The following is a 20,956-nucleotide window of genomic DNA, read 5'->3' on the forward strand; positions in this document are numbered from 1 at the left end:
CCGGGGACCGGACCGCCCGTCCGCCGGTCAGGCGCGGGTGCGCTGCCGCAGTCGGGTCGAGACGACCGCGACGACCGCCATGAGGACCGCGACGACCAGGGACGGCAGGGCGTCGGGCCGGCGCAGCAGTTCCTCCGTCAGCCCGGAGTTGTCGAGCTGGTGGAGCGTGCCCAGCAGGAGCGTGGGGACGACGGCGAGCAGCAGCCGCTGGTCGGCCGTCCCCACCCACAGGAAGGCGGCCACCCCGGCGACCACCATGCCGGCGGCGACGAGCCGCGCGACCGGGTCGACCAGGCGCAAGCCCTCCGCCGGGATCAGGTGCAGGGCCAGGATGCCGGCGGTGACCAGCACGGCGTTACCCCGGGGCGCCGCCGGCACGTCCGCCGGACGCCGCAGGCCCAGAATGATCAGGGGCGCGGCGACAACCGGCGCCCACCACTGCGGCAGGCCGTTGAGGAACAGATTCGGGGAGATCACGGTCGGCACCACCACGGCGGCCACCGAAAGGACGGCGGCGGTACGGGTGCGGCCCGCGGCGAGCGCCACCAGCGCCGCGCTCACCATGAGCGCGTGCACGCCATGGTTCCGCAGGACGTTCAGGGGGTCGGACAGTCCGCCGTACTGGAACGCCTCGACGATGTCGTCCAGGCCGATGAGCACACCCAGCGCCAGCACCGCCATGGCTCCCAGGTGGATGCCCTGCCAGAACAGCACGGCGGTGGGCCGGGCCGCGGTGCTGCCACCGTGCACCCGCAGCCCGCCCCGAATCAGCGAGGCCGCCTGCCTGATGCTGGGCCAGCGACGGGTGGTCGGCTCGTCGCCGATCAACGTGTCGATCAGTTCGTCGGCGCGTTCGCGGCGGTAGCCGGCCGGATAGGCCCGCAGCAGCATGCGGTAACGCTTCTCCAGAACACTCATGCTGGTCTGATCCTCGCGGTAGAAGGTTGACGGGCGCCTGCGTGCGGCGAGATCCCGCGCGGCAGGCGGTCCATGACCACCCGGGCGGCCCGGGCGAGCCGGTCGGCTTCCTCGGCGAGCACGCGGTGGCCCTCGTCGGTGAGCCGGTAGTAGCGGCGGGCACGCCCGTTGACGATCTCCTCACCGTCGGCGGCGACGAGTCCTTCGCCGAGCAGCCGGTCGATCACCGAGTACAGCGAGCCGGCGGCGAGGATCACCCGACCGTCGGACAACTCGGTCACCCGCTTGATCACGGCGTATCCGTGGAGCGGGCCACCGAGCAGAGCAGCAAGGACGAAGTACGAGGGTTCCCGCAGTGCGGGGCGCGAAGCCGATCCCATGAACTGAATATACAACTAGGACGAGTATCTAGCCAGGGTGACTGTGCACAGTGGCTGCCGGAAAGCTTGCCCAAATTATCTTAATGATTAAGGTAATTGGATGAGCAGATCGACCGACTTCTCCGTGGCGATCGCCGGAGCCGGCCTCTCCGGCCTGTGCCTCGCCCAGTACCTGACGCGTGCCGGCATCGACGTGCACGTCTACGAGCGCGACCCGGGCCCCTTCGTCCGGCGGCAGGGCTACCGGATCATCCTCGACCGGTACGGGCTGGCGGCGCTGCGCGAAAGCCTGCCCCGCCCGCTGTACCGGCTGGCGCTGACCACCGGCGACGAGCCCGGCGGGCAGCTGCGCTTCACCGACAGACGGCTGCGGGACGCCTTCACCGTCACCTTCAAGGACGACCCGCACGAGACCCGTCAGGTGGACCGGCTCACCCTGCGGTCGATCCTGCAGTCCGGGCTGGACGGCCGCATCCACTACGGCAAGGCAGCCGTCGCGGTGGACAGCGGCGACCCGGCCGCGCCGCGGCTGCGGTTCTCCGACGGCAGCGCCGTCGCGGCGACGGTCGTGGTGGGCGCGGACGGCGTCGGCTCGGCGCTACGCGCGCAGCTCATGCCGGACGCCGACCCGGCGGAGACCCCGATGGCGGGCATCTACGGCCGGTCACCGCTGTGGCGCGACGGCGCGAGCGTCATCCCGGACGCGCTGCGCACCAGCGGCGTCCTGGCCATCGCCGACCGGCCGGGCAACGCCTTCTTCTTCACCTCCATGCGGTTCGGCGAGAGCCCACGGGAGGCGTTCGCGCGCCTGGCACCGGGCAGCTACGCCCCCACCGGCGACGACTACGTCATGTGGGCGCTGCTGCTCCGGCGGGAGCAACTGCCCGCCGGCGTACGCGGGGATCTGCGGGCGCTGTGGGAGCTGGCGGCCCGGATGAGCGCGGACTTCCACCCGCTCGCCCGGAGGCTGGTCGACACGGCCGAACTGGACGCCACGGTGCTCAACCTCTTCGCCACCGGCCGGCGACCGGTCCGGTGGGCGGTCCCCCGGGCGACGATGACGGGCGACGCCGTGCACGTCATGCCGCCGTTCGGCGCGCACGGCGGCAACACCGCGCTCCGCGACGCCGCCCTGCTCGGACGGCGGCTGGTGGACGCCCGGACCAACGGCACACCCGTGGAGGAGGCGATCGCCGGATACCAGGACGAGATGGTGCCGTACGCCTTCCGCGCCGTCGACACCGCCGGCAAGCTGATGCACCGCCTCACCGGCGGCGCTGCCGCACCGCACTGGGTGCTGACCCGCGTGTTACCTCGGCTGCACCGGGTCACCGTGCCGGAGGCATGATTGCCCGCATGTCCCACGATCCGGCCCGCGCCTCCGCGATCGCCGACCTGATGCGCGCCGGGCGGGAGACGTCGCGGCTGTCCATGGTGTTCCGGTACGCCGTCGCGGAGCGGTTGGGCCTCACCGTGAGCGACCTGGAATGCCTCGACTACCTGGCCGACGTCGCATCCGCCACGGCGGGGCAGATCGCCGAACGGACCAACCTCACCACCGGGGCGGTCACCAGCATGCTCCGCCGGCTCCAGCGGGCCGGCTACGTGACCGCCGAGCGCGACCCGGCGGACCGGCGGCGAGTCGTCGTCACGGTGCGCCCGGAGCGAGTCGCCGACCTGGAGCGGCCGTACGAGCGTTTCGCCGAGCGGGCGGAACGGCTCGTCGAGGGCTACAGCGCCGAGGAGGTCAGGTTGCTGGTCCGGCACCACGACCGCCTCCAGGCGATGTACCTCGCGGAGTTGGACCACCTCCGCGACGGCGACACCGCGCAGTGGTCCGCCTGAGCCGGCGTCTCCTGTCGCTCCGCCGCTATCCCACGGCCGCCAGGAAGTCCGAGTAGAACAGGCCCAGGCCGGCCGCGACGCAGACGCCGGCCACGATCCAGAACCGCACCACGATGGTGGACTCGCTCCATCCGGCCAGCTCGAAGTGGTGGTGCAACGGCACCATCCGGAAGACACGTCGGCCGGTGGTCCGGTACGAGACGATCTGGATCACCCAAGTCGTGGTGATGAGGACGAAGAGCCCGCCGATCAGGATGGAGAGCAGCGTGGTGCGGGTCACCACCGCGAGCCCGCCGATCAGGCCACCCAGCCCGAGCGCGCCCACGTCCCCCATGAAGATCCGCGCCGGGGACGTGTTCCACCACAGGAAGCCCACGCAGGCACCGGCCGCCGCCGCCGCGATCATGGCGATCTCCAGGGGATCGCGGACCTGGTAGCAGTACTCGTTCACGCGGGCGTACCCGTCGTCGGCGCACCAGTGCCGGTACTGCCAGAAGCCGACCAGCGAGTACGCGCCGAGCACCAGGATCGACGCGCCGGTGGCCAGGCCGTCGAGGCCGTCGGTGAGGTTCACACCGTTGGACATCGCCGTGATCACGAAGACGAAGACCAGGACCGCGCCGACCTTGCCGACGTCCAGCCAGCTGATGTCGCGGATGAGCGAGATGTGCTCACTGGCCACGGTCTGGCCGTTCGTGCTCGGCACGTACAGCGCGGCCACCCCGAACCCGCCGCCGATGAGGGCCTGCCCGAGCAGCTTGCCCTTTGCGGACAGCCCGTCGGAGTTGCGCCGGCGCACCTTGAGGAAGTCGTCGAAGAAGCCGACCGCGCCGCAGAAGACGAACAACCCGAGCAGCACCAGGGCCGTCATGGTCGGCCCCTCCTGCGCGATCTGCCGTTCGGGCAGGGTGGTCAGGGCGAGATGCCCGGCGACGTACGCGAGGACCGTCGCCACGATGAAGACGACGCCGCCCATCGTGGGCGTGCCCACCTTGTTCTGGTTGCTGGCCAGCCCGATGGACCGGATCGGCTGACCTGCCCTCAGCGCGCTGAAGACGCGCACCGCCACCGGCGTGCCGAAAAGGGAGATGACGAAGGCGACAGCGGCCGCGACGATGACCGCCCTCACCGGCGGGCCTCCGCGAGATCCGGGTTCCGCACCGCGTCCCCACCACCCTTTCCGACCGGCGCGTGACGTGCCGACCTGAGCCGCCGGCGCGGGCGGCTCTTCGTGACATCATCGATCACGACACCTGAGCTTGCCATCCGGCGGCGGAGGGGGCAGCCCCCCGACCGCCAGCACGCCGAAGCCGGCGCGTATGCCGTAGCGTCGACGGCATGAGAACGATGCTGGTGTCGCTCGCGGTCGTCGTGGTGGCAATGCTGGCACTCGTCGTCTTCGTCGCCCGGCGCGACCGGACGAGGCGCCCGTCGGACGAGGATTCGGCTGCGGTCCGCCGGGCCGGCGCCGACCAGCACCGGCACGATGCACAGCGTCAGGCCGGGGCGGGCATCGCGGAGCGGCACCGCAATTCGCCGAGCGTGTAGGCGCGGCCCGCGGATGATCCGCGCGGCAAAGCGTGCCGGATCGGTTTACTCGGTGGCGGCGCCGGCGGCCCGTGGCACAGGATCGCCTGGTGGTCCCACCCGACATGGTTCTGGCCGACCTCCGCCAGGCGTGGTGCCGTGCGCTTGCCGACCGGCTGCGCGGCCTCTACCTGCACGGCTCGCTCGTGGCAGGGGACTTCGCCGCCGACCGCAGCGACCTCGACCTGCTCGCGGTACTCGCGAGCGACCCGGACGAGAAGCTCCTCGGCGTACTCGCCGGGCTGCACGCCGATCTCGACCGGCGGCACCCGCAGTGGGCGGGCCGGATCGAGGTGGAGTACGTGTCACTGAACGCGGTCCGCGACGTCGGCGGCCGGGACCACCTGATCGCCCGGATCAGCCCCGGGGAGTCGCTGCACCTGCTACCCGCCACCACCCACCGCGTCGTGACCTGGGCCGCCGTACACGACTACGGCCGTACGCTGCTGGGACCCCCTGCCGACGAACTGCTGCCCGCCGTCGAACCCGACCGCGTCCGCTCCGCCCTGCTGGACCACGTCCGCGACTGGCCCACCTGGGTGACCCAGATGACCACGCCCGGAGCCCAGGCGTACGCGGTACTCACCCTCTGCCGCGCCTACCAACGTCTGCGCAACGGCCGGCAACTGTCCAAACGGCAGGCCGCCGACCAGACCGCCACCGCCTGCCCCCGCTGGGCCGACCTCGCCGTCTGGGCCCGCGACTGGTGGTACGACTCCGGCCAGGACACCGACCCCGGCCGGGCCGACGACGTCCGGGACTTCGTGCACGAGGTCAGCGCCGCCATCCTGGCCCCGACCGATGGTGGGCAGTGGCGCGAGACGGACCGCGACGCAGCGCCGAAGCCGCCGGGCTAGCCGGCCACGACCGGGTCCGGACGCGTCCGTTCACCCCATCGGACGACCGCCGGGGCGACCAGACCGACCGCGACGAAGACGGCGCCCATCAGCAGCCAACCGGGGGCGCCCCAGGCGATGCAGAGCAGGCCCAGGACGGATGGGGCAGCGACGTTGGCCAGCCCCGCGCCGAGCCCGGCGACTCCCGTGTACTGCCCCTGCGCGTGTGCGGGCGCGAGGAGGAACTGCAACTCGAGCGAGCCCGCCGTGTGCCACAGCTCGCCCACCGTGTGCGCGGCGACTCCCAGCGTCATCAATGCCACGGCGAGCCATCCGGGCATCGTCGACGTGGCGGCGATCAGGGCCATCCCCACCAGGAACGCCAACCCGGAGCGACGGATGGCCCGCCCGGCCGCCGGACCGGTGTCGATCCCCCTGCTCGCCCTGACCTGGAGCGCCGCCACGAGAGCGGTGTTGACGAGCACGGCCGCCCCGACGAACCAGCGCGGCGCGTCGGTACGCGAGATGATCCACACCGGCAGCGCGAAGACCAGCACCTGGCCCTGAATTCCCATGACCGCGTCGAGCACGGTGACGGCCATGTACGGCTTGTCCTTCAGTGCGATCCAGCGTCCGGTCATGTGGGGTACCGCGATGGGCGGCAGTGAGGGCAGCCGGGTGATGACGGCGGCGCACGCCACGAAGCTGACGGCGTTGCCGACGACCAGGGTCAGGTAGGCGGCGCGGGTGTCCAGTTGCACCGCGGCGCCGGCGACGAGGGCACCGCAGGCTCCGGCGAGGTTGGCGACCGAACGGAGGTAGGCGCGGAACTGGGTCAGGTTCGCGCCGCCGAAGCCGCGCACCAGCGGGCCGCGTGACGCCCCGCCGGCTGACTGGGCGAGCTGGTTGAGGCAGACCAGGACGACGAACGGCCAGAACGTGTGGACGAAGACGAGGGCGGCCGTGGTGGCGGCCCGGACGACAAGCGTCAGCAGGTAGATCTCGCGCGGGCCCCGCCGATCGGCGAGATGCCCCGTCGGGATCCCGGCGAGCATCCCGACGAGCGCCGCGATGCCCATCCCCAGGGCCACCTGCGCGAGGGGAAGCCCGACGGCGCGGGTGAAGAAGAGCACGGCGCTCGTCATGAAGACGCCGATTCCGACCATGTTGACGAAGGTCGCGACGGCCAGGACGCGCCGAGGGCCGCGCTCGGGGACGAGACCTCGGGCCACCAGCCAGGAGCCGCGCGGCGGAGGAGTGGAGTGGGACGTGACCGCTGCCCGCACAGGGTGAGACCTTCCGTCGAAGGGCGTGGACTCCTGGCCGGGTGCCGCTAGTCGAGGCCGGCCAGTTCCCCCGGCGACAGGCGCAGCGCCCCGGCGGCCAGGTTCTCGACCAGATGGTCGGGGTCGCCCGTGCCGGGGATGGCCAGCATGTGGGGCCCGCGGCTGAGGGTCCAGGCGATCCGCACCTGCGCCGGCGTCGCCCCGTGGGCCCGGGCGACGGCCACCACCGCCTCGTTTGTGGCCACGCCGCCGGCCTCCCGTCCGTCGCCGGCGATCGCGAAGAACGGCACGAAGGCGACGCCCTGCTCCCCGCAGGTGCGCACGAACTGGTCGTGCACGCGCCGGGTGTCGACGCCGTACGGGTTCTGCACGCAGACCACCGGGGCGATCGCCTGTGCCTGCGCGAGGTGCTGCGGGCGGATGTTCGACAGGCCGAGATGCCGGATGAGGCCGGCGTCGCGCAGGTCGGCCAGCGCGCCGAAGTGCTCCGCGACCGACTCCAACCCGTGCTGGCGCAGGTTGACGACATCGAGGTGGTCACGGCCGAGCTGGCGCAGGTTCTCCTCGACCTGTCCGCGCAGTTGGTCGGGCCGGGCCAGCGGCAGCCACTCCCCGGAGGGGTCGCGGCCCGGCCCGACCTTCGTGGTGATGACCAGTTCTTCGGCGTACGGCGAGAGCGCCGTGTTGATGATCTCGTTGGCCGATCGCAGCGGCGAGAAATAGAACGCCGCCGTGTCGATGTGGTTGACCCCGAGTTCGACCGCCCGGCGCAGCACGCCGATGACACGTTCGCGGTCGCTCGCCGCACCGCCCTTGCCGGTCAGGCGCATCGCGCCGAATCCGATCCGATTGACGGTCAGGTCGCCGAGCGTCCAGGTCCCTGCGGACGCCGCAGTAATCATGTTGGGCACTGGGCGAAACTAGCCATCCCCGATGACCTGCACAGCCGGTCATCTGCCCGATACCGATTCCCGGAGATCGCTGTTAACTTACTTACAGTGAAGGACGATGGTTTTCCCGTTGGGAACGGCGACGCGGACAGCACCAGGGTCGAGGCGTTACGCGCCGCTGAACGGCGTCTTCAACGCGCCCAGCTGTCCTCCGACGTCGCGGCGTTGGATCGGTTGATCGACGACCGCCTCGTGTTCACCGGGCCTGACGGCCGTCTCTACTCCAAGCAGGACGACCTGCACGCGCACCGGTCCGGCCAGCAGACGATGGTCCGAGTGCACGAGGAGAATCTGGCGGCGCTCGTGGTCGGCGGCACCGGGGTGACATGGTTCCTCGGCACGCTGGAAGGCACCCTTGCCGGCGAGCCGTTCCTCGCCCGGGTCCGCTACACGCGCACATGGATCCTCGACGAGGACGAGGGGTGGCGCCTGCTCGCGGCACACGTCGGTCCGGCCGACTGAGCCGCCCTCGCGCACCGATGACCGGGCGGTGCGTCCCGGGTCCCGTGGTGCCGGGCCGCCGTCAGATCGCGGCGAGCGCCTTGGCGATGTTCCACTCGGCCAGGTCCAGCATCCACTTCCGGTCCGGAAAGTCGGTGTCCGCGACCCGCAGTGGCCCTTCGATCAAGGACAACGTCTGCGCGTACCGGTACAGCTCCAGCCGGTGGGGATCGAGATCGACCGGCCGCAGCGCCGAATATGTCTCGCCGAAGCGCATCTGCGGCCAGGCATGATCCCATTCGACATCGAAATACGCCAGTCCCTCGAAATCGATCATGACGGCCTCACCAGCCGGTGTGACGAGCACGTGATCCGGGCCGAGTTCACCGTGCACCAGCCCGTACTCCTTGCGTGCGGTGACCACGCTCCTGAGGTGGCGTACGTGGGCGGCGACCCGGTGATGGGCATCGGCCAGCCGGGCGTCGCGGGCCGCGGCCGCGTCGAGGTGGCCGAGCGCGCGGTCGACGATCACGTCCTCCGCGCGTCGAGCCGGGGCCGCCTCACCTCGGGCGACGGCCGCGACCTTGCCGTAGCGCGGACCGAAGGCGGTGTGCATGCGGCGCAGGGCGTCACCGAGCGCGGACAGCGGCGTGGCGGCGGCGGCCGGGTCGTGCTCCAGCAACGCCTCCAGCCGCAGCGTGCCGGCGTCCTCGACGAGCGCGATGTCGGCGTCGAGGTGACGGCCGTTCCGGTCGATCATCAGCAGATGCGGGACGCGCACTCCTGCTGCGGTGAGCGCCGCGTGACCGACGGCGAAGAGATCCGCGCCCGACGCATCGGTGAACGGGTCGTCCGGGACGGCCGGTGACGGTGGCCAGTAGTTCTCGTCCGTGGACCACACGTACAGCATCACGGTTGTCCGGTCGTCCAGCCGGAGCCGGTAGACGCCCTTCTTGGTGCCGCCTGTGAGGCGGTCCAGGGCAGCGAGCCGCCGATCGGAGCCGAACTGTTCCGACACCAGGCAGTGCACGTCATCCGGCTGCAGGAATGTGCGCGTCATGGCCGCCTCTCGTCAGACCGAGGCGGCCAGGCTGCCAGGCCGGGCCGCGGCGCACAACCGAGTTGACGCACCGGACGCGGGGGTCCCCGGACCTCGCCGAACCGGCCACGGCGTCCGGGCAGTCAACCGGCACGCCGTCCCGGTCCACCAGGGGCGCCGGTCCCGGGCGAGGCGGGACGGCGGCACCCACCGGACGGCGGACGGGCGGCGTCCGGCAGGCGCGGGACATCCACCCCTGGCCGGCGGGACGCACGCGGCCACAGGCTGCGCTGTGCGTCCACCGCCCGGTGGCGTGGAGTGATCCGGAGGAATCCCAGTGGGTGTGATGGTGTGGACTCCCCGCCGTCGAGGGCGATGGAGAGCGTTGATCGCCGCGGTCGTGGCGGCGGTGGTGGTCGTGTCCCCGACGCCGGCGGTGGCGGCGGAGACGGTGGACTACGAGGCGGCGAAGTTCCACGACGGGGTGTTCGCCGCATACCTGCGGGCGCACAACGGCGGCGTGGCGGGCCTGAAGAACCTGGTGGTCACCGCGGAGCTGCTCGACTGGCGGGGACGTAACCCCGGCGCGTCCCGCGACGACGTGGTGCGGCATCTGGTCGCCACGCGGCAGGCGGTGAACGCGGCGGGCATCTCCGACACCACCGCCCGCACCACGTACGCCGCGATGATCAAACTGATCGATGCGCTCTCCGGCGTGCCCGGTGTCAGCATCGGAGCGCCGATGGTCAAAGGGCTGCTGGACGCCACAGTCGGCGGCACCATCACCGCCTCGGCCGAGGTCGAGGACGCGGTGACCAGCGCGTACCAGAACTACCGGTGGATGGATGCGCTCTACGCGCAGCAGGAACGCGCATGGGGCCAGCTCACCCGGGCGGCGGCGCAGGACGCCGACCTCGCGGCGGCCTGGGACGGAGAGATCGGCGCGCAGCTCAACCTGCGCTCCACCGCGACCACCGAACAGCTGCTCGCCGATCCGCTGCTCGCCTCCTACGTCAACACCGAGGCGATCCTGGAGCACCTGGGCAACGAGCAGGCATACCTCGCGGAGCTGCGCACCGAGCTGCGCGGCGCGCTGGAGAAGGTCGCCGACCAGAACGCGGAGATCATCAAGAAGCTGGTCGCCGCGGACCTGAAGTATCCGATCGGGCCCGGCCCGAAGCCGACGCCGCAGGACTACACGGCCGCGCTGGCCGAGGCCGCCGGCCGGCAGGTGGCGATCGACGCCGCCGAGTCGGCGGTGACCATCCTGGCCACGCTCGCCGGGTTCGCCGACGAGAAGGCCGGCAAGGAGGTGCTGGCGATCGGCAAGGCTGCGGTCGGCATCGCCACCGCCATCAACAAGTACCTGCCCACGGTGGCCGGTCTCAGCCTCAGCGACGCGATCGGGTCGCTGAGCACAGTGGTGCTGACCGGAAACGTGCTCGGCGCCGTGATGACCCTGCTGCCGATGTTCATGGGCTCCGGCCCGAGCGAGCACGAGCTGTGATGCAGGAGATCGGCAAGCTGCGCGAGCAGGTCGGCGAGCTGCGTACCGAGATGCACGAGCGGTTCGACCGGGTCGAGGCGATGCTCTCGGCGATCTACGACGACATCATGTCGGTCCTGCTGCGGATGCGGGACGACCTGAGCGGCGTGATCCGCGACATCGACGCGATCAAGCAGCAGATCTACGGCCTGGAGACCAAGGTCGACCAGCTCAGCCTCTCCATGCAGGAGGCGCTGAAGAAGAGCGCGCTCAACGACACCGAGTTCGTCATCAACACCTACGTCGGCTACAAGGCGCGCACCGGGCGTCCCCTCTCCGTGGCCCAGTACGACGAGACGGAGGGCCGGCTGTTCACCACCGCGACCTCCACGGCCGCGGGGGCGCCCTTCGTCCTCACGCCGGCCGAATGGTCGCAGTCGACGGTCGATCCGGTACGGGTGCTCGACGAGAAGACCCCCTACGGCGCGATCGACTACCTGTCCTACCTGGCCCGCACCTGGGACCAGTCGTATCCGGCCACCACGAGGACCCCGCACGCCGGGGTCTGGACGATGTCGACCCGGCCCTTCACCGCCCTGGCGCTGGAGAACCCGGCGCTGGCCGGGGACATGACCGGCGACGACTCCTTCGCCGCCCGGATCGGCCGCTCCGGCCAGCAGATCCTGGACGCCGGCAGCCGGTTCAGCCGGCCCACCCCGGACGGGCACCGCAACGCGCTGTTCACCGGCCTTGTCGACAACTACAAGACGGCGGTCAACGCCCAGTCCGCCGAGCTGCGCAAGCTGCGCGACTCGGTCACCAAGGGTGGCTACAACCCGTGGTACGGGCCGGACCAGATGCCGCCGACCCGGTTGAGCAACACCCGCTCGTACTGGACCGGACAGCAGCCGCGTGCCTACAACGGGAACGGCACGATGGCCGGGTGTGCGCCGTTCAGCCCGCTGCCGGCCGTACGCATCCCCGCCAACGTGCGGCTCGCCGACCTGCCGAGCGCGTTCCAGCTGCTCGCCCACGGCACGAAGGAGCAGTTCGAGCCGCACTTCCGGATCTGCTACGACGCGGAACTCGTCAACCACCGGACCACCACCGGTCCACGCCTCGAGACCACCAGGGCGGACCTCCAGTTGACAGTGCACGCCCAGATGAGCGTCGACAAGGGCAACTTCTGGATGGACGTACGGACGTGGCGCAACACGAAGAGCGCCGGCATCGTCTGCTCGTGGAGCACCCGGGACGACCCGCCCACCGGATACTGCTACGACGAGGTCTACTACATGACCTACGACGACGAGTCGGTGCACCTGCCGGCGTTCGAGACGGGCGCCCGCTCGGCGGACAATCCCGAGCGGCTGACCATCGCCCGCCACCTGGCCGACCGGATGCTGTGGGGGAAGCAGAAGGAGTACTACCAGGTGGTCAACCGGAAGTTCGCGGATCCGACCTCGGATCTCCGCTCGGCCGCGAAGGACGTCACGAAGGCGTTCCGGCTGTTGCAGGCGTACACCAAGCTCGGTTTCCCGGTGGCGCTGGACTCCGACGCGTCGCTCAGCGCCTACCTGCTCGGCGGCAACCTGCTGCCGAGCGACTACCGCCACCCCGGCGCGCCGGTGGGACGGGAGCTGCCGGACACCCACATCAGCCGGGCGTACACCATCGCCGAGGCCGACTACGCCCCCTGCACGCAGGCGGCCCCCGGCGACCCCTGCCCCGACGCCATGTCGGAGATCGACCCCCGCGTCGGGCAGGCGTCCGTCTTCGGACCGTCGTGCTCGGGCGCGGACAGCCCCGGCTCCCCCAACGAGTACCTGGGCAACTGTATCCACGCGGTCGCCATCGAACGGGCCGGTGAGCTGGGGGCGATCTACGAGACCTACTCCCAGCGTCTCGCCGCGAACGTCTACCGCGAGCGGCTGCCCGAGGTCGCCGCGGTGATCGACCAGCTGAAGGTCAGCGGCAAGGCGGTCACGCAGAGCTGAACCCGGGTGGGGGGGGGGGGGGGGGGGGGGGCGGGGGGCGCCGCCCGCCCCCCCCCCCCGGGCCCCAGGCGCCGCGGGGGGGGGGGGGGGGGGGGGGGGGGGGGCCCCCCCCCGGCGGGGGGGGGGGGCGGGGGGGGGGGGCCGGCGGGCCGGGGGGGGGGGGGGGGGGGGGGGGCCCCCCCCCCCCCCACCCCGAGTCGCACATCCGCTCCGCAGCCGGCCAAGGGTGGCCTGGTGAGTCCGGCGCTGTGCGCTGGCCGACGGGCGGGGTGCCACACCTACTCCTTCAGACCGATGTTGTCGATCGGACGAGCGCTGAGCAGGCGCCGGACGGGCCACACGGTGCTCACCAACGCCAGCAGCGCCGTACCGCCGAGCACCGCCGCCCACCCGAGCGGCGGGACGTACGGGATCGGGCTGCCGGTCAGACCCCTGACGATCGCGCTCAGGGTCAGCGCGGCGATCGTCGCGCCGATCAGCACCGCGGTGCCGAGCAGCCCGGCCTGTTCGGCCTGGACCATGCCGCGAATCTGACGGCGGGTGACCCCGACGAGTTGCAGCAACGCCAGTTCCCGGCGGCGGGCCAGCGCCGCCATCACCATCGTCGTCGACGCCGCCAGCGCCGCGTACCCGACCATCACGCCGATCAGCAGCCGGTTCAACCAGGCGCCGAGCGCCAGATCGGCGCTGAGCAGGCGCGTACGGGTGGCGGCGTCGAGAACCTCGGCGCCGGGCCGCCCGGCTGCCCACGCGGTCAACGCGGCGTCGGCGTCCGGCCCGCCCCGGACCAGGACCTCGTCGACAGTGCTTCCCGCCGTGTGCCCGGCGACCGTCTCGGCAGCCAGGGTGACGTCGCCGAAACCGAGGCCACGGTCGTAGACGGCGACGACGTCCAACGTGACCGGGGTGCCGTCGCCCAGCCAGAGATCCGCCTTGTCGCCGACGTCCAAGCCGGACGAGGACGCCTGCGTCGCGGACAGGGCGACGGTGCCGGCGCGCAGGTCGGCCAGGTTGCCCTTGCGTACGCCGAGATCCACTGTCGACGTGACGCCCGCCGGGTCGACGGACTGCGCGGTGATCGGCTCGATGCCGTCGAGCGCCCGCACCATGACCTGGGTACGGCGTACCCCGGTGGCCGCCTGCACCCCGGTCAGCTCGCGGATGTCCCGCGCCGCGTTCGCGGGCAGTCCGCCGGGAGCGGTGAGCGCCCGCTCGGCGAGGGTTCCGGCGCTGCTCTGCATGGTGGTCTGCCGTTCCAGGTTGTTCTGCAGGAACCACACCGAGCCGCCGAATCCCACGGACAGCACGAGGGCGGTCAGCACGGTCGCCATGCCCTGCGCGTTGGCCCGCAGATTTGCGGCGGCCAGGTAACCGCCGGCCCGCCAGATCCGCGGCAGCACGGGGGTGAGCAGGCGTGCCGCGTACGCGTTGATGTTCGGTGCGAGCAGCGCCACCGCGATGACGAACAGGTAGAGCATGCCGACCGCGCCGGCCAGTGCCCCGGCCGACCCGGCGGCGCCGAGCGCGAACGCCCCGGAGCTGCCGGCCGCCATCAGCGTCAGCACGCCGGCGATCGGCCGTACCGGGCCGCCGCGTCGAGGTTCGACAGCGATCTCGCCGAGCGCCTCGACCGGCTTGATGGCGGTTACCCGGCGCGCGGCGAGCAGCGCGGCGAGGACCGCCACGAGGATCGCCGTACCGATCGCGGCCGGCACCGCGAACAGACCGGCCGCCATCGGGAAGCCGGTCGGCAGGAACCCCCGCCCGACCAGTTCGCCGTGCACCCAGCCGGCCGCCAGCAGGCCGGCCGGGCCGCCGATCGCGGAGCCGGCCAAGGCGAGCAACGCGGCCTCGGCGACCAGCATGCGGCGCACCTGTCCAGGGGTGGCGGCGACCGCGCGCAGCAACGCCAGGTCACGCCGGCGGTGCCGGACGGACAGTCCGATGGTGCCGGCCACCACGAACACGATCAGCAGGACGACGTACCCGCCGAAGGCCGACCCGGCACTGACCAGCAAGCTCTGGGCGGCCAGGTTCTCCGACTGCTCGGCGGTCCCGCGGTCCTTGCCGGCGTACGTCATGGCGCCGGCCGCCGACGCGATCTCGCGCACCGCGGCGAGGTCGGCGCCGGGCGCCATCCGCACGCCGATCGCGTCCACCCGGCCCGGGTGGGCGGACAACCGGGCGGCCTGCGCGTCGGTGAAGTACACCGCCGCCGAACCGGTCTCCGCGGTTCCGCTCACCCGGTACGACCGGCTGATCCCACCGACGACCAGGTCGATGCGGTCGCCGGGCGCCACGCCGAGCCGGGCGTCGACCACCACCTCGTCGTCGTTTCGTGGCAGGGCACCCGCGGCGATCGGACGACCGGTGAAGGCGTACGTCCTCCAGCCGTGGCCCACGGCGGCGGGCGAGCCGATCAGCACCGCGTCGTCGCCGGTGACGGCCGTGACGCCCGGCACCCGGCGGATCCGGTCCACCAGGCCGGCGTCCACCGTGCCACCCTCGGGAAGCGTCACGGTGCTCGTGGTGGTGTCGCCGTCGAACTCCCGGAACGTGTGGCTGATCGTGCGGTTGGCGACGACCGCGTCGGCGGTCGCCCAGAGCTGCGGCTCCGGTCGGAACCGCAGCCCGGACTCGACCAGCGTGCCCATCGCCACCAGGATCAGCACGCCGACGATCAGGGCAACCAGGGTCGCGGCGGCGGGTCCGGCGCGGTGCCGCAGCAGGCGGGCGGCGAGGCCGGTCATCGGAGGACCCGCCCGTCCAGCGATGCCAGGTGCTCGGCGATACGAACGGCGCCGATCTGCGGGAGGTCGGCGACCATCGCGCCGTCGGCCAGCACGAGCACCCGATCCGCGTACGACGCGGCGATCGGGTCGTGGGTCACCATCACCACCGTCTGCCCGTGTTCGTCCACGACCGCGCGCAGCAGCGTCAGCACCTCCCCCGCGGTCCGCGAGTCGAGGGCCCCGGTGGGCTCGTCCGAGAAGATCACCTCGGGACGGGTGGCCAGCGCCCGGGCGATCGCCACCCGCTGCTGCTGACCGCCGGACAGCGCCGCCGGCCGGTGGTGCAGCCGGTCGGCGAGGCCGACCCGCTCGACCACGTGGGTCAGCCAGGCCCGGTCCGGACGGACGCCGGCCAGACGCAGGGGCAGCACGATGTTCTCCTCGACGGTGAGCGCGCCGATCAGGTTGAACGCCTGGAAGACGAAGCCGATCCGGGTACGACGCAGCTCGGTCAGGCGCGTCTCGGACAGCCCGGACAGGTCGGTGCCGCCGATGACCACCCGGCCCTTCGTGGGGCGGTCGAGCCCGGCCGCGATCTGCAGCAGCGTGCTCTTGCCGGAGCCCGAAGGCCCCATCACCGCGGTGAAGGTTCCCCTGTCGAAGCCGACCTCGACGCCCGCGAGCGCGGTCACCTGGTTGCGGCCGGCGCCGTACACGCGGGTGAGTTGTTCGACGCGTACCGCCGGCTCGATGGTCTGTCCCATTCTGGTGGCCTCTCCTCGTGTCTTCGCACGAACTGCGCGCACCAGAAACGCTATTGAGCTGGGGGAACGGCGACCATCCAGCGGGCTGCCCGGTCCGGGTACAGCAGGCGCTACCCCCGTGGTCTTCGCCGACGCCGACCTGCAGCACGCGGCCCGCGGTGCCGCGGCCGGCTTCCTCGGCAACGCCGGCCAGGCCTGCGTGGCCGGCTCGCGGACGCCCGGGCAGCGGACCGGACTCACGCAGCGTCCGCAGCGCGGTGAGGCCGACCATCGGCAGCGCGGCAACCTCGGACAGGTCGACCTCGGGGGGCACCACCGCGACGCTGTCCAGGTCGAACACCGCGCGTTGGGCCCACGCGCCCGGCCCGAAGGCGAGCACCCGGTCTCCCACACGGGGACCAGGGCCACTCTCGGCGGCACGCAGCACCTCTCCGGCGGCATCGTGCCCGAGCACTCGTCCGGCCGGCCAGAGATCGGGCCTGTCAGATTCCGCGGTGTCCGCTTTCCAGTGCAGGAGTGACCGGCAGGTGACTGCGGCGTGACACGCCGTGTATACGCTGCCAACCAGGCCCCGGGTCCACCGACCCTTCTGGAGGCTGCCGACGAGGCGGCCCGGCCGCTGCGCGCCGTGTTGGAGGACGTCTGGCTGACCCTCGACACCGCGGTCGAGGGCGAGGGCCGCTGGTTGGAACTCTACGGCGGTGTACCGGCAGATCCGGTGTTCGTGTGCCTCGACGCGATGAGCAACGTCCTGCACGTCCGCTTCGACGGCGCCGATTCACTGACCGTCAGCTATCTGCCCGGCTGGTGCTACGAGGCCGCCACCGCGGCGCACGCCGACCGGCGGCCGGAGGCGTCCGCCGTCGTGGTGACCGACGTCGACGCCGCCCAACCGCTGGTCTTCGACCTGAAGGTCGAGCACCGGATCGCCGGTGCCGAGCGGAGCGTCGTGGTCGGCGCAGAGTCGATCGCGTACGCGCCGCTGCCGATGGGGTACGCGTTCACGCCCGCGCGCGCCTTCGAGATCGAGGAGGCGGACCCGAAGGCCACCCCGCTGGTGCACTGGAGCGCGATGCGGCTGCTGCTGGCCATGGCGCCGGGTGTGTCGTTCTCGGCGCGGCCACTGCTCGGCGGTCCGCTGCGGGCGGTCCCGCTCACCGAGCCCGACCTGGTGGCCGGGACCGTGGCGCTGGACGCGGCGGTCGAGGGGATCGGCGGCGGGCTGCTGCCGACGGCCGTCCAGCAGGCCCGGGCGGACGGACTCGACCTGGTGCTGATCCGCCCCGAGCAGGGCCGCCCGCCTCGCGGCCAGCCATGGTCCTGGCAGCCCGACTGGTTCGTCGCCGCCGCCTCGGTCCTCGACGACGTCGCCTTCACGCTGGCAAGGGACGTGTACGACACCTACATCGACTGGCTGGGCGGGACACCCGACAGCGCGCCGCTGCCGATCCACATCCGGGTCGACCCGGCCGGCGCCGAGGACCGCTTCGCCTACCGGCTGGATCTGCTGGACTCCGACGGCGAGCCGGTCGCCGGCCCGGCCACCACGACGCCCGACGGACCGGTGTGGCAGCTGACCGTGATCCGTACCGCCGGGGTGCGGGTGTTCCTCGACGACTCGGTCGGCGCCGCCGGGGTGAGCACCATCAAGGGAATCGTCCGCTACCGGGAGCGGGTGGCCACACACTTCGACGACGTACCCCTGGAGATCACCGACGAGGTGGTGCCGGTGCGGGATCTGCCGGACCGGCCGGCCACTCTGGAGGAGATCGTCCACGTGGTGGCGACGGTGGGCCAGTTCGTCCCCGTTCCCACGGTCCAAGCCATGTACGACCTACGTGATCTCGGTTCGGTCGCCGCGTACGTAGTCCATCGGCTTGTCGGCGTTGATGCTGAGCTGGACGACGGGAATCGACGCGTCCGGAAAGGCGTGCATCAGCACCGACCAGGTGCCGTGGTCGATGCCCCAGCTGTCGACGTCCGCCCCGACCCAGGTCGGATGGACGACGTCACTGACCTCCTCAGCCAGCTCGGGCAGCCCCGGCGCCGGGTACTGCACCTCGAACAACTCCTGGGGGAACCCGTAGAAGTCGTGAATGGTCCTCGGCCGGGGCATCGCGGTGACGGCCGTGGCGTTGATGTACCAATGGGCGCTGACCACCAGGATCGCGCGGGGACGCGGCACCGCGGCGCCGAACGCTTTCCACGCCGAGGTGTACCGGTTGACCTCGAGGGCGTTCATGGGGTTGCCGTGGCCCAGGAACGCCGCGGGCATCAAGACCTCCGAGCCCGGATGTACGTCTGAAGGCACGTGAACTTCCCTCCCTGGAGGACCGGTTCGCACGGCGCGGCCTGCCGGACCTGAGGGTCACGATAGTGCCACCTGGCAGCGGTTCCGGCCTGAATCACGCTCCTCCGGAGAGCGGTGATCGAGTCTCCCGGATCGTGGCTGCCGACCGAGTGCGGCCACACCGCGGCGGCAGCCTGCCCGTTCGGGCGGCTGCCCAGTGACTCCTGGCGATGGGAGCATGATCGGATGACGCCCTTCCGCATCGATGTGCCCGAAGCCGTCCTGGACGACCTGCGCGCTCGGCTTTCGCGGACGAGGCTCGCGCCGGCCGCACCAGGAGAGCCGTGGGCCGCCGGCACCGACCCTGGGTACCTGGCAGATCTGGTGCGGTACTGGCTCGACGGATTCGACTGGCGTGCGGTCGAACGTGCCCTCAATCGGTACCCCCAGTTCGTCACCACGGTCCGGGGCACGCCGGTCCACTTCGTTCATGTCCGCTCGGCATCGCCCGACGCCACGGCGCTGATCCTGACCCATGGCTGGCCCGGCACGTACACGGAGATGCTGCCCCTGGTGTCCCGGCTCGCAGACTTCGACCTCGTCATACCGAGCCTCCCGGGCTTCGCCTTCTCCGGACCACTCGCCGAGGGCCCGACGACCGAGGCGGCCGTCGCGGACGTCTGGGCTGAGCTGATGACCCGTCTGGGCTACGCCCGCTTCGGCGCCTACGGCGGCGACATCGGGTCCGGCGTGACGACGTGGCTCGGCGCCCGCCACGCAGATCGGGTCATCGGGGTCTTCTCGCAGCACATCAAGTTCCCGCCGGCGGACCGCAGGGACGACCTCAGCCCGGCCGAGGAGGCGTTCATCGCCATGCTCGACGCGAAGGCCCAAGACGACTGGGGCTACGGATTCCTCCAGGAGACGCGGCCCGACACCCTTGCGGCCGCGCTGAGCGACTCGCCGTCCGGACTGGCCGCATGGATCATCGAGAAGTACCAGCGCTGGAGCGACTGCGGGGGCGACATCTCCCGCCGGTTCGACTTCGACGAGCTGCTGACCACCGTGATGCTGTACTGGGTCACCAACTGCATCGGCACGTCCTTCCGGCCCTACCGTGACGACCACCTGGCCCCGCATCTGCCGATGGTCGCCGTGCCGGCCGGCATCACGGTCAGCGTGGAGGACGCCGGCCTGCCCCGGTCGTTCGCCGAACGCACCTACGCCAACCTCACCCACTGGCGCGAGCCCACCGTCGGCGGTCACTTCCTCGCCCAGGAAGAGCCCGACCTGCTCGCTGCCGACCTGCGCGCCTTCTTCAGCGCGCTGCGGTAATCCACACCGCCAGTTTGGCGCATACCTGAATCGTGCGATGGCTGCCCCGGATAATCTCGCCGGATCTTCCTGCCCATAAGGGTGTGCGCGTCGATTGTCCAACGACCGCGCAAACGGGCGGTAGGCCGCTGGGCCCACCGCCCGCGAAACGAGGGACTCGCTCCTCGGCTCAGAAATTCTTGCGCCGAGTTACGGATCGTCTCACGGCATTCGCCGAACCAATTCACATCCCCCGTGTCGTTACCGCGCGGATCAGTGTCGACCGACCCTAGTGATCACCGATCCACAACCAGTCGGTGCAGTCGTCGCCGCCACCCCCGGTGTTGCTCTCGCAGAGGCGGAACTTGTAGATCGTGTCAGGAGCCAGCGCGGACCCACAGCCGCTGCTGGCGCCGTTGGTGTCGCCGCGCACACCCGTAGAACCCGGGGGGTAGACGTACTCGACCCGGACGCCCCGGTTGTTGGACGCGGTGTCACAAGCGGTGGCGTTACTGTGGTTGGAGTTGACGGTGGCGTAGCCCCACGACCTACTGATGGTGTGGCTGCTGGCGGACGCCGGCATTTCCATACCGACGAGAGCCAAGGTTACTACGGCCCCTCCGACCAGCACTCCTTTGAGAGCCTTACGCATTGTTCTCCTTCAGTCGATATTGGACGGATGGGGAACTCTAACATCGCGTCCCCGAAACTTCTGCCCGTAACCACTGACGCCTTGATAGGCGGCCGGAGCAGCGCCTGAAAGCTGCTTTCTCGCCATCCTGTCGGCCATCGACCCGCCCTCCGGGGAGCGGGCCGCCGCCCGGCCCGCCACGTCAAGCGGACCTTGGCGCCCGTACGGACGCTGGCGGGCCGGGCCGGTGGCCCGCTCGGCTTCCCCGGGTCGATGGCAGGCGGGATGGCCTAACCCCCACGGACAACGACCCGCCGGCGAAGCCCCAGCCATCCTGGGGCCGGAGCACCCCCGCCGGAGGCGCACTAAGGCGTGTTTCGTAACTCGGGGTTGGCCGGTTGAAGTCACGGCGTGGCGGTGATCGATAACTGAAGAGGTCTCCGGTACTTGGTACAACGAC

Annotated in this window: 21 protein-coding genes; 9 read left to right on the plus strand and 12 right to left on the minus strand. The window is 71.5% G+C overall.

All coding sequences use genetic code 11. The annotated features are described in order from the left end of the window. Positions 1-27: 27 nt before the first annotated feature. Entirely contained in the window at positions 28-918 is an 891-nt protein-coding gene (locus ACFYON_RS21950; RefSeq protein WP_354873955.1) for a hypothetical protein, read from the minus strand. Beyond that, positions 915-1,298: a helix-turn-helix transcriptional regulator gene (locus ACFYON_RS21955; protein WP_354873953.1), complete on the minus strand. Its 384-nt coding sequence runs from the start codon at positions 1,296-1,298 to the stop codon at positions 915-917. Before ACFYON_RS21955 ends, ACFYON_RS21950 begins: the two co-directional genes overlap by 4 nt. A 100-nt stretch (positions 1,299-1,398) precedes the next feature. Here ACFYON_RS21955 and ACFYON_RS21960 point away from each other — a divergent pair, with 100 nt between their 5' ends. After that, positions 1,399-2,646 carry an NAD(P)/FAD-dependent oxidoreductase gene (locus ACFYON_RS21960; protein WP_354873951.1) on the plus strand — a complete coding sequence of 416 codons (1,248 nt, stop codon included), beginning with the start codon at positions 1,399-1,401 and terminating at the stop codon, positions 2,644-2,646. Between the two features lie 8 nt (positions 2,647-2,654). Then, a complete protein-coding gene (locus ACFYON_RS21965) occupies positions 2,655-3,143 on the plus strand; it encodes a MarR family transcriptional regulator (protein WP_354873949.1) in 489 nt (162 codons plus the stop codon). A gap of 25 nt (positions 3,144-3,168) precedes the next feature. Here the strand turns inward: ACFYON_RS21965 and mraY are convergent, their stop codons facing one another. Further along, the gene (mraY, locus tag ACFYON_RS21970) at positions 3,169-4,272 is read right to left on the minus strand and encodes a phospho-N-acetylmuramoyl-pentapeptide-transferase (protein WP_387190159.1); all 1,104 of its coding nucleotides are present in this window, start codon (positions 4,270-4,272) and stop codon (positions 3,169-3,171) included. A gap of 209 nt (positions 4,273-4,481) precedes the next feature. Here mraY and ACFYON_RS21975 point away from each other — a divergent pair, with 209 nt between their 5' ends. Continuing rightward, on the plus strand, positions 4,482-4,691 hold the full coding sequence (locus ACFYON_RS21975; protein WP_354873945.1) for a hypothetical protein: 210 nt from the start codon (positions 4,482-4,484) through the stop codon (positions 4,689-4,691). Between the two features lie 89 nt (positions 4,692-4,780). Further along, on the plus strand, positions 4,781-5,587 hold the full coding sequence (locus ACFYON_RS21980) for an aminoglycoside adenylyltransferase domain-containing protein (RefSeq protein WP_387190155.1): 807 nt from the start codon (positions 4,781-4,783) through the stop codon (positions 5,585-5,587). On the opposite strand, the gene ACFYON_RS21985 is transcribed toward ACFYON_RS21980, so the two are convergent. Then, positions 5,584-6,852, minus strand: a complete 1,269-nt coding sequence (locus tag ACFYON_RS21985) for an MFS transporter (RefSeq protein ID WP_354873943.1) — start codon at positions 6,850-6,852, stop codon at positions 5,584-5,586. The two genes, ACFYON_RS21980 and ACFYON_RS21985, sit on opposite strands and share 4 nt — an antisense overlap. A 47-nt stretch (positions 6,853-6,899) precedes the next feature. Continuing rightward, positions 6,900-7,754, minus strand: coding sequence for an aldo/keto reductase (locus ACFYON_RS21990; RefSeq protein WP_354874894.1), 855 nt, complete (start codon positions 7,752-7,754; stop codon positions 6,900-6,902). Between the two features lie 96 nt (positions 7,755-7,850). On the opposite strand from ACFYON_RS21990, the gene ACFYON_RS21995 reads away from it, so the two are divergent. After that, positions 7,851-8,264 (plus strand): nuclear transport factor 2 family protein, encoded by a 414-nt coding sequence (locus tag ACFYON_RS21995; RefSeq protein WP_354874892.1) that lies wholly within the window; start codon positions 7,851-7,853, stop codon positions 8,262-8,264. Positions 8,265-8,325: 61 nt separating this feature from the next. Here the strand turns inward: ACFYON_RS21995 and ACFYON_RS22000 are convergent, their stop codons facing one another. Beyond that, entirely contained in the window at positions 8,326-9,303 is a 978-nt protein-coding gene (locus ACFYON_RS22000; RefSeq protein ID WP_355096253.1) for an aminoglycoside phosphotransferase, read from the minus strand. A 364-nt stretch (positions 9,304-9,667) separates the two neighbouring features. On the opposite strand from ACFYON_RS22000, the gene ACFYON_RS22005 reads away from it, so the two are divergent. Both ACFYON_RS22005 and ACFYON_RS22010 read left to right on the plus strand, forming a co-directional pair. Beyond that, positions 9,668-10,789, plus strand: coding sequence for a hypothetical protein (locus ACFYON_RS22005; RefSeq protein WP_387321014.1), 1,122 nt, complete (start codon positions 9,668-9,670; stop codon positions 10,787-10,789). After that, positions 10,789-12,765 (plus strand): hypothetical protein, encoded by a 1,977-nt coding sequence (locus ACFYON_RS22010; protein ID WP_387321016.1) that lies wholly within the window; start codon positions 10,789-10,791, stop codon positions 12,763-12,765. The genes ACFYON_RS22005 and ACFYON_RS22010 overlap by 1 nt, the downstream gene beginning before the upstream one ends. A 278-nt stretch (positions 12,766-13,043) precedes the next feature. On the opposite strand, the gene ACFYON_RS22015 is transcribed toward ACFYON_RS22010, so the two are convergent. Continuing rightward, positions 13,044-15,515: an FtsX-like permease family protein gene (locus tag ACFYON_RS22015; protein WP_355095176.1), complete on the minus strand. Its 2,472-nt coding sequence runs from the start codon at positions 15,513-15,515 to the stop codon at positions 13,044-13,046. Continuing rightward, complete coding sequence (locus tag ACFYON_RS22020; RefSeq protein ID WP_354874884.1) at positions 15,512-16,261, minus strand: ABC transporter ATP-binding protein; 750 nt, start codon at positions 16,259-16,261, stop codon at positions 15,512-15,514. Before ACFYON_RS22020 ends, ACFYON_RS22015 begins: the two co-directional genes overlap by 4 nt. A 118-nt stretch (positions 16,262-16,379) precedes the next feature. On the opposite strand from ACFYON_RS22020, the gene ACFYON_RS22025 reads away from it, so the two are divergent. Continuing rightward, positions 16,380-16,781 carry an aldehyde dehydrogenase family protein gene (locus ACFYON_RS22025; protein ID WP_354874882.1) on the plus strand — a complete coding sequence of 134 codons (402 nt, stop codon included), beginning with the start codon at positions 16,380-16,382 and terminating at the stop codon, positions 16,779-16,781. 290 nt (positions 16,782-17,071) lie between these two features. On the opposite strand, the gene ACFYON_RS22030 is transcribed toward ACFYON_RS22025, so the two are convergent. From ACFYON_RS22030 to ACFYON_RS22040, 3 genes are all read right to left on the minus strand, one after another. After that, complete coding sequence (locus tag ACFYON_RS22030; protein ID WP_355095178.1) at positions 17,072-17,419, minus strand: hypothetical protein; 348 nt, start codon at positions 17,417-17,419, stop codon at positions 17,072-17,074. A 333-nt stretch (positions 17,420-17,752) separates the two neighbouring features. Continuing rightward, positions 17,753-17,908, minus strand: a complete 156-nt coding sequence (locus tag ACFYON_RS22035; protein WP_355095181.1) for a hypothetical protein — start codon at positions 17,906-17,908, stop codon at positions 17,753-17,755. A 187-nt stretch (positions 17,909-18,095) separates the two neighbouring features. After that, positions 18,096-18,536: a class III extradiol ring-cleavage dioxygenase gene (locus ACFYON_RS22040; protein WP_355095183.1), complete on the minus strand. Its 441-nt coding sequence runs from the start codon at positions 18,534-18,536 to the stop codon at positions 18,096-18,098. Positions 18,537-18,797: 261 nt separating this feature from the next. On the opposite strand from ACFYON_RS22040, the gene ACFYON_RS22045 reads away from it, so the two are divergent. Further along, positions 18,798-19,886, plus strand: coding sequence for an epoxide hydrolase family protein (locus ACFYON_RS22045; protein WP_355095185.1), 1,089 nt, complete (start codon positions 18,798-18,800; stop codon positions 19,884-19,886). A gap of 268 nt (positions 19,887-20,154) precedes the next feature. Here the strand turns inward: ACFYON_RS22045 and ACFYON_RS22050 are convergent, their stop codons facing one another. Further along, entirely contained in the window at positions 20,155-20,517 is a 363-nt protein-coding gene (locus tag ACFYON_RS22050; RefSeq protein ID WP_357707042.1) for a hypothetical protein, read from the minus strand. Between the last annotated feature and the right edge of the window lie 439 nt (positions 20,518-20,956).

The organism is Micromonospora sp. NPDC005686, assembly GCF_042871665.1.
Classification (GTDB): Bacteria; Actinomycetota; Actinomycetes; order Mycobacteriales; family Micromonosporaceae; genus Micromonospora.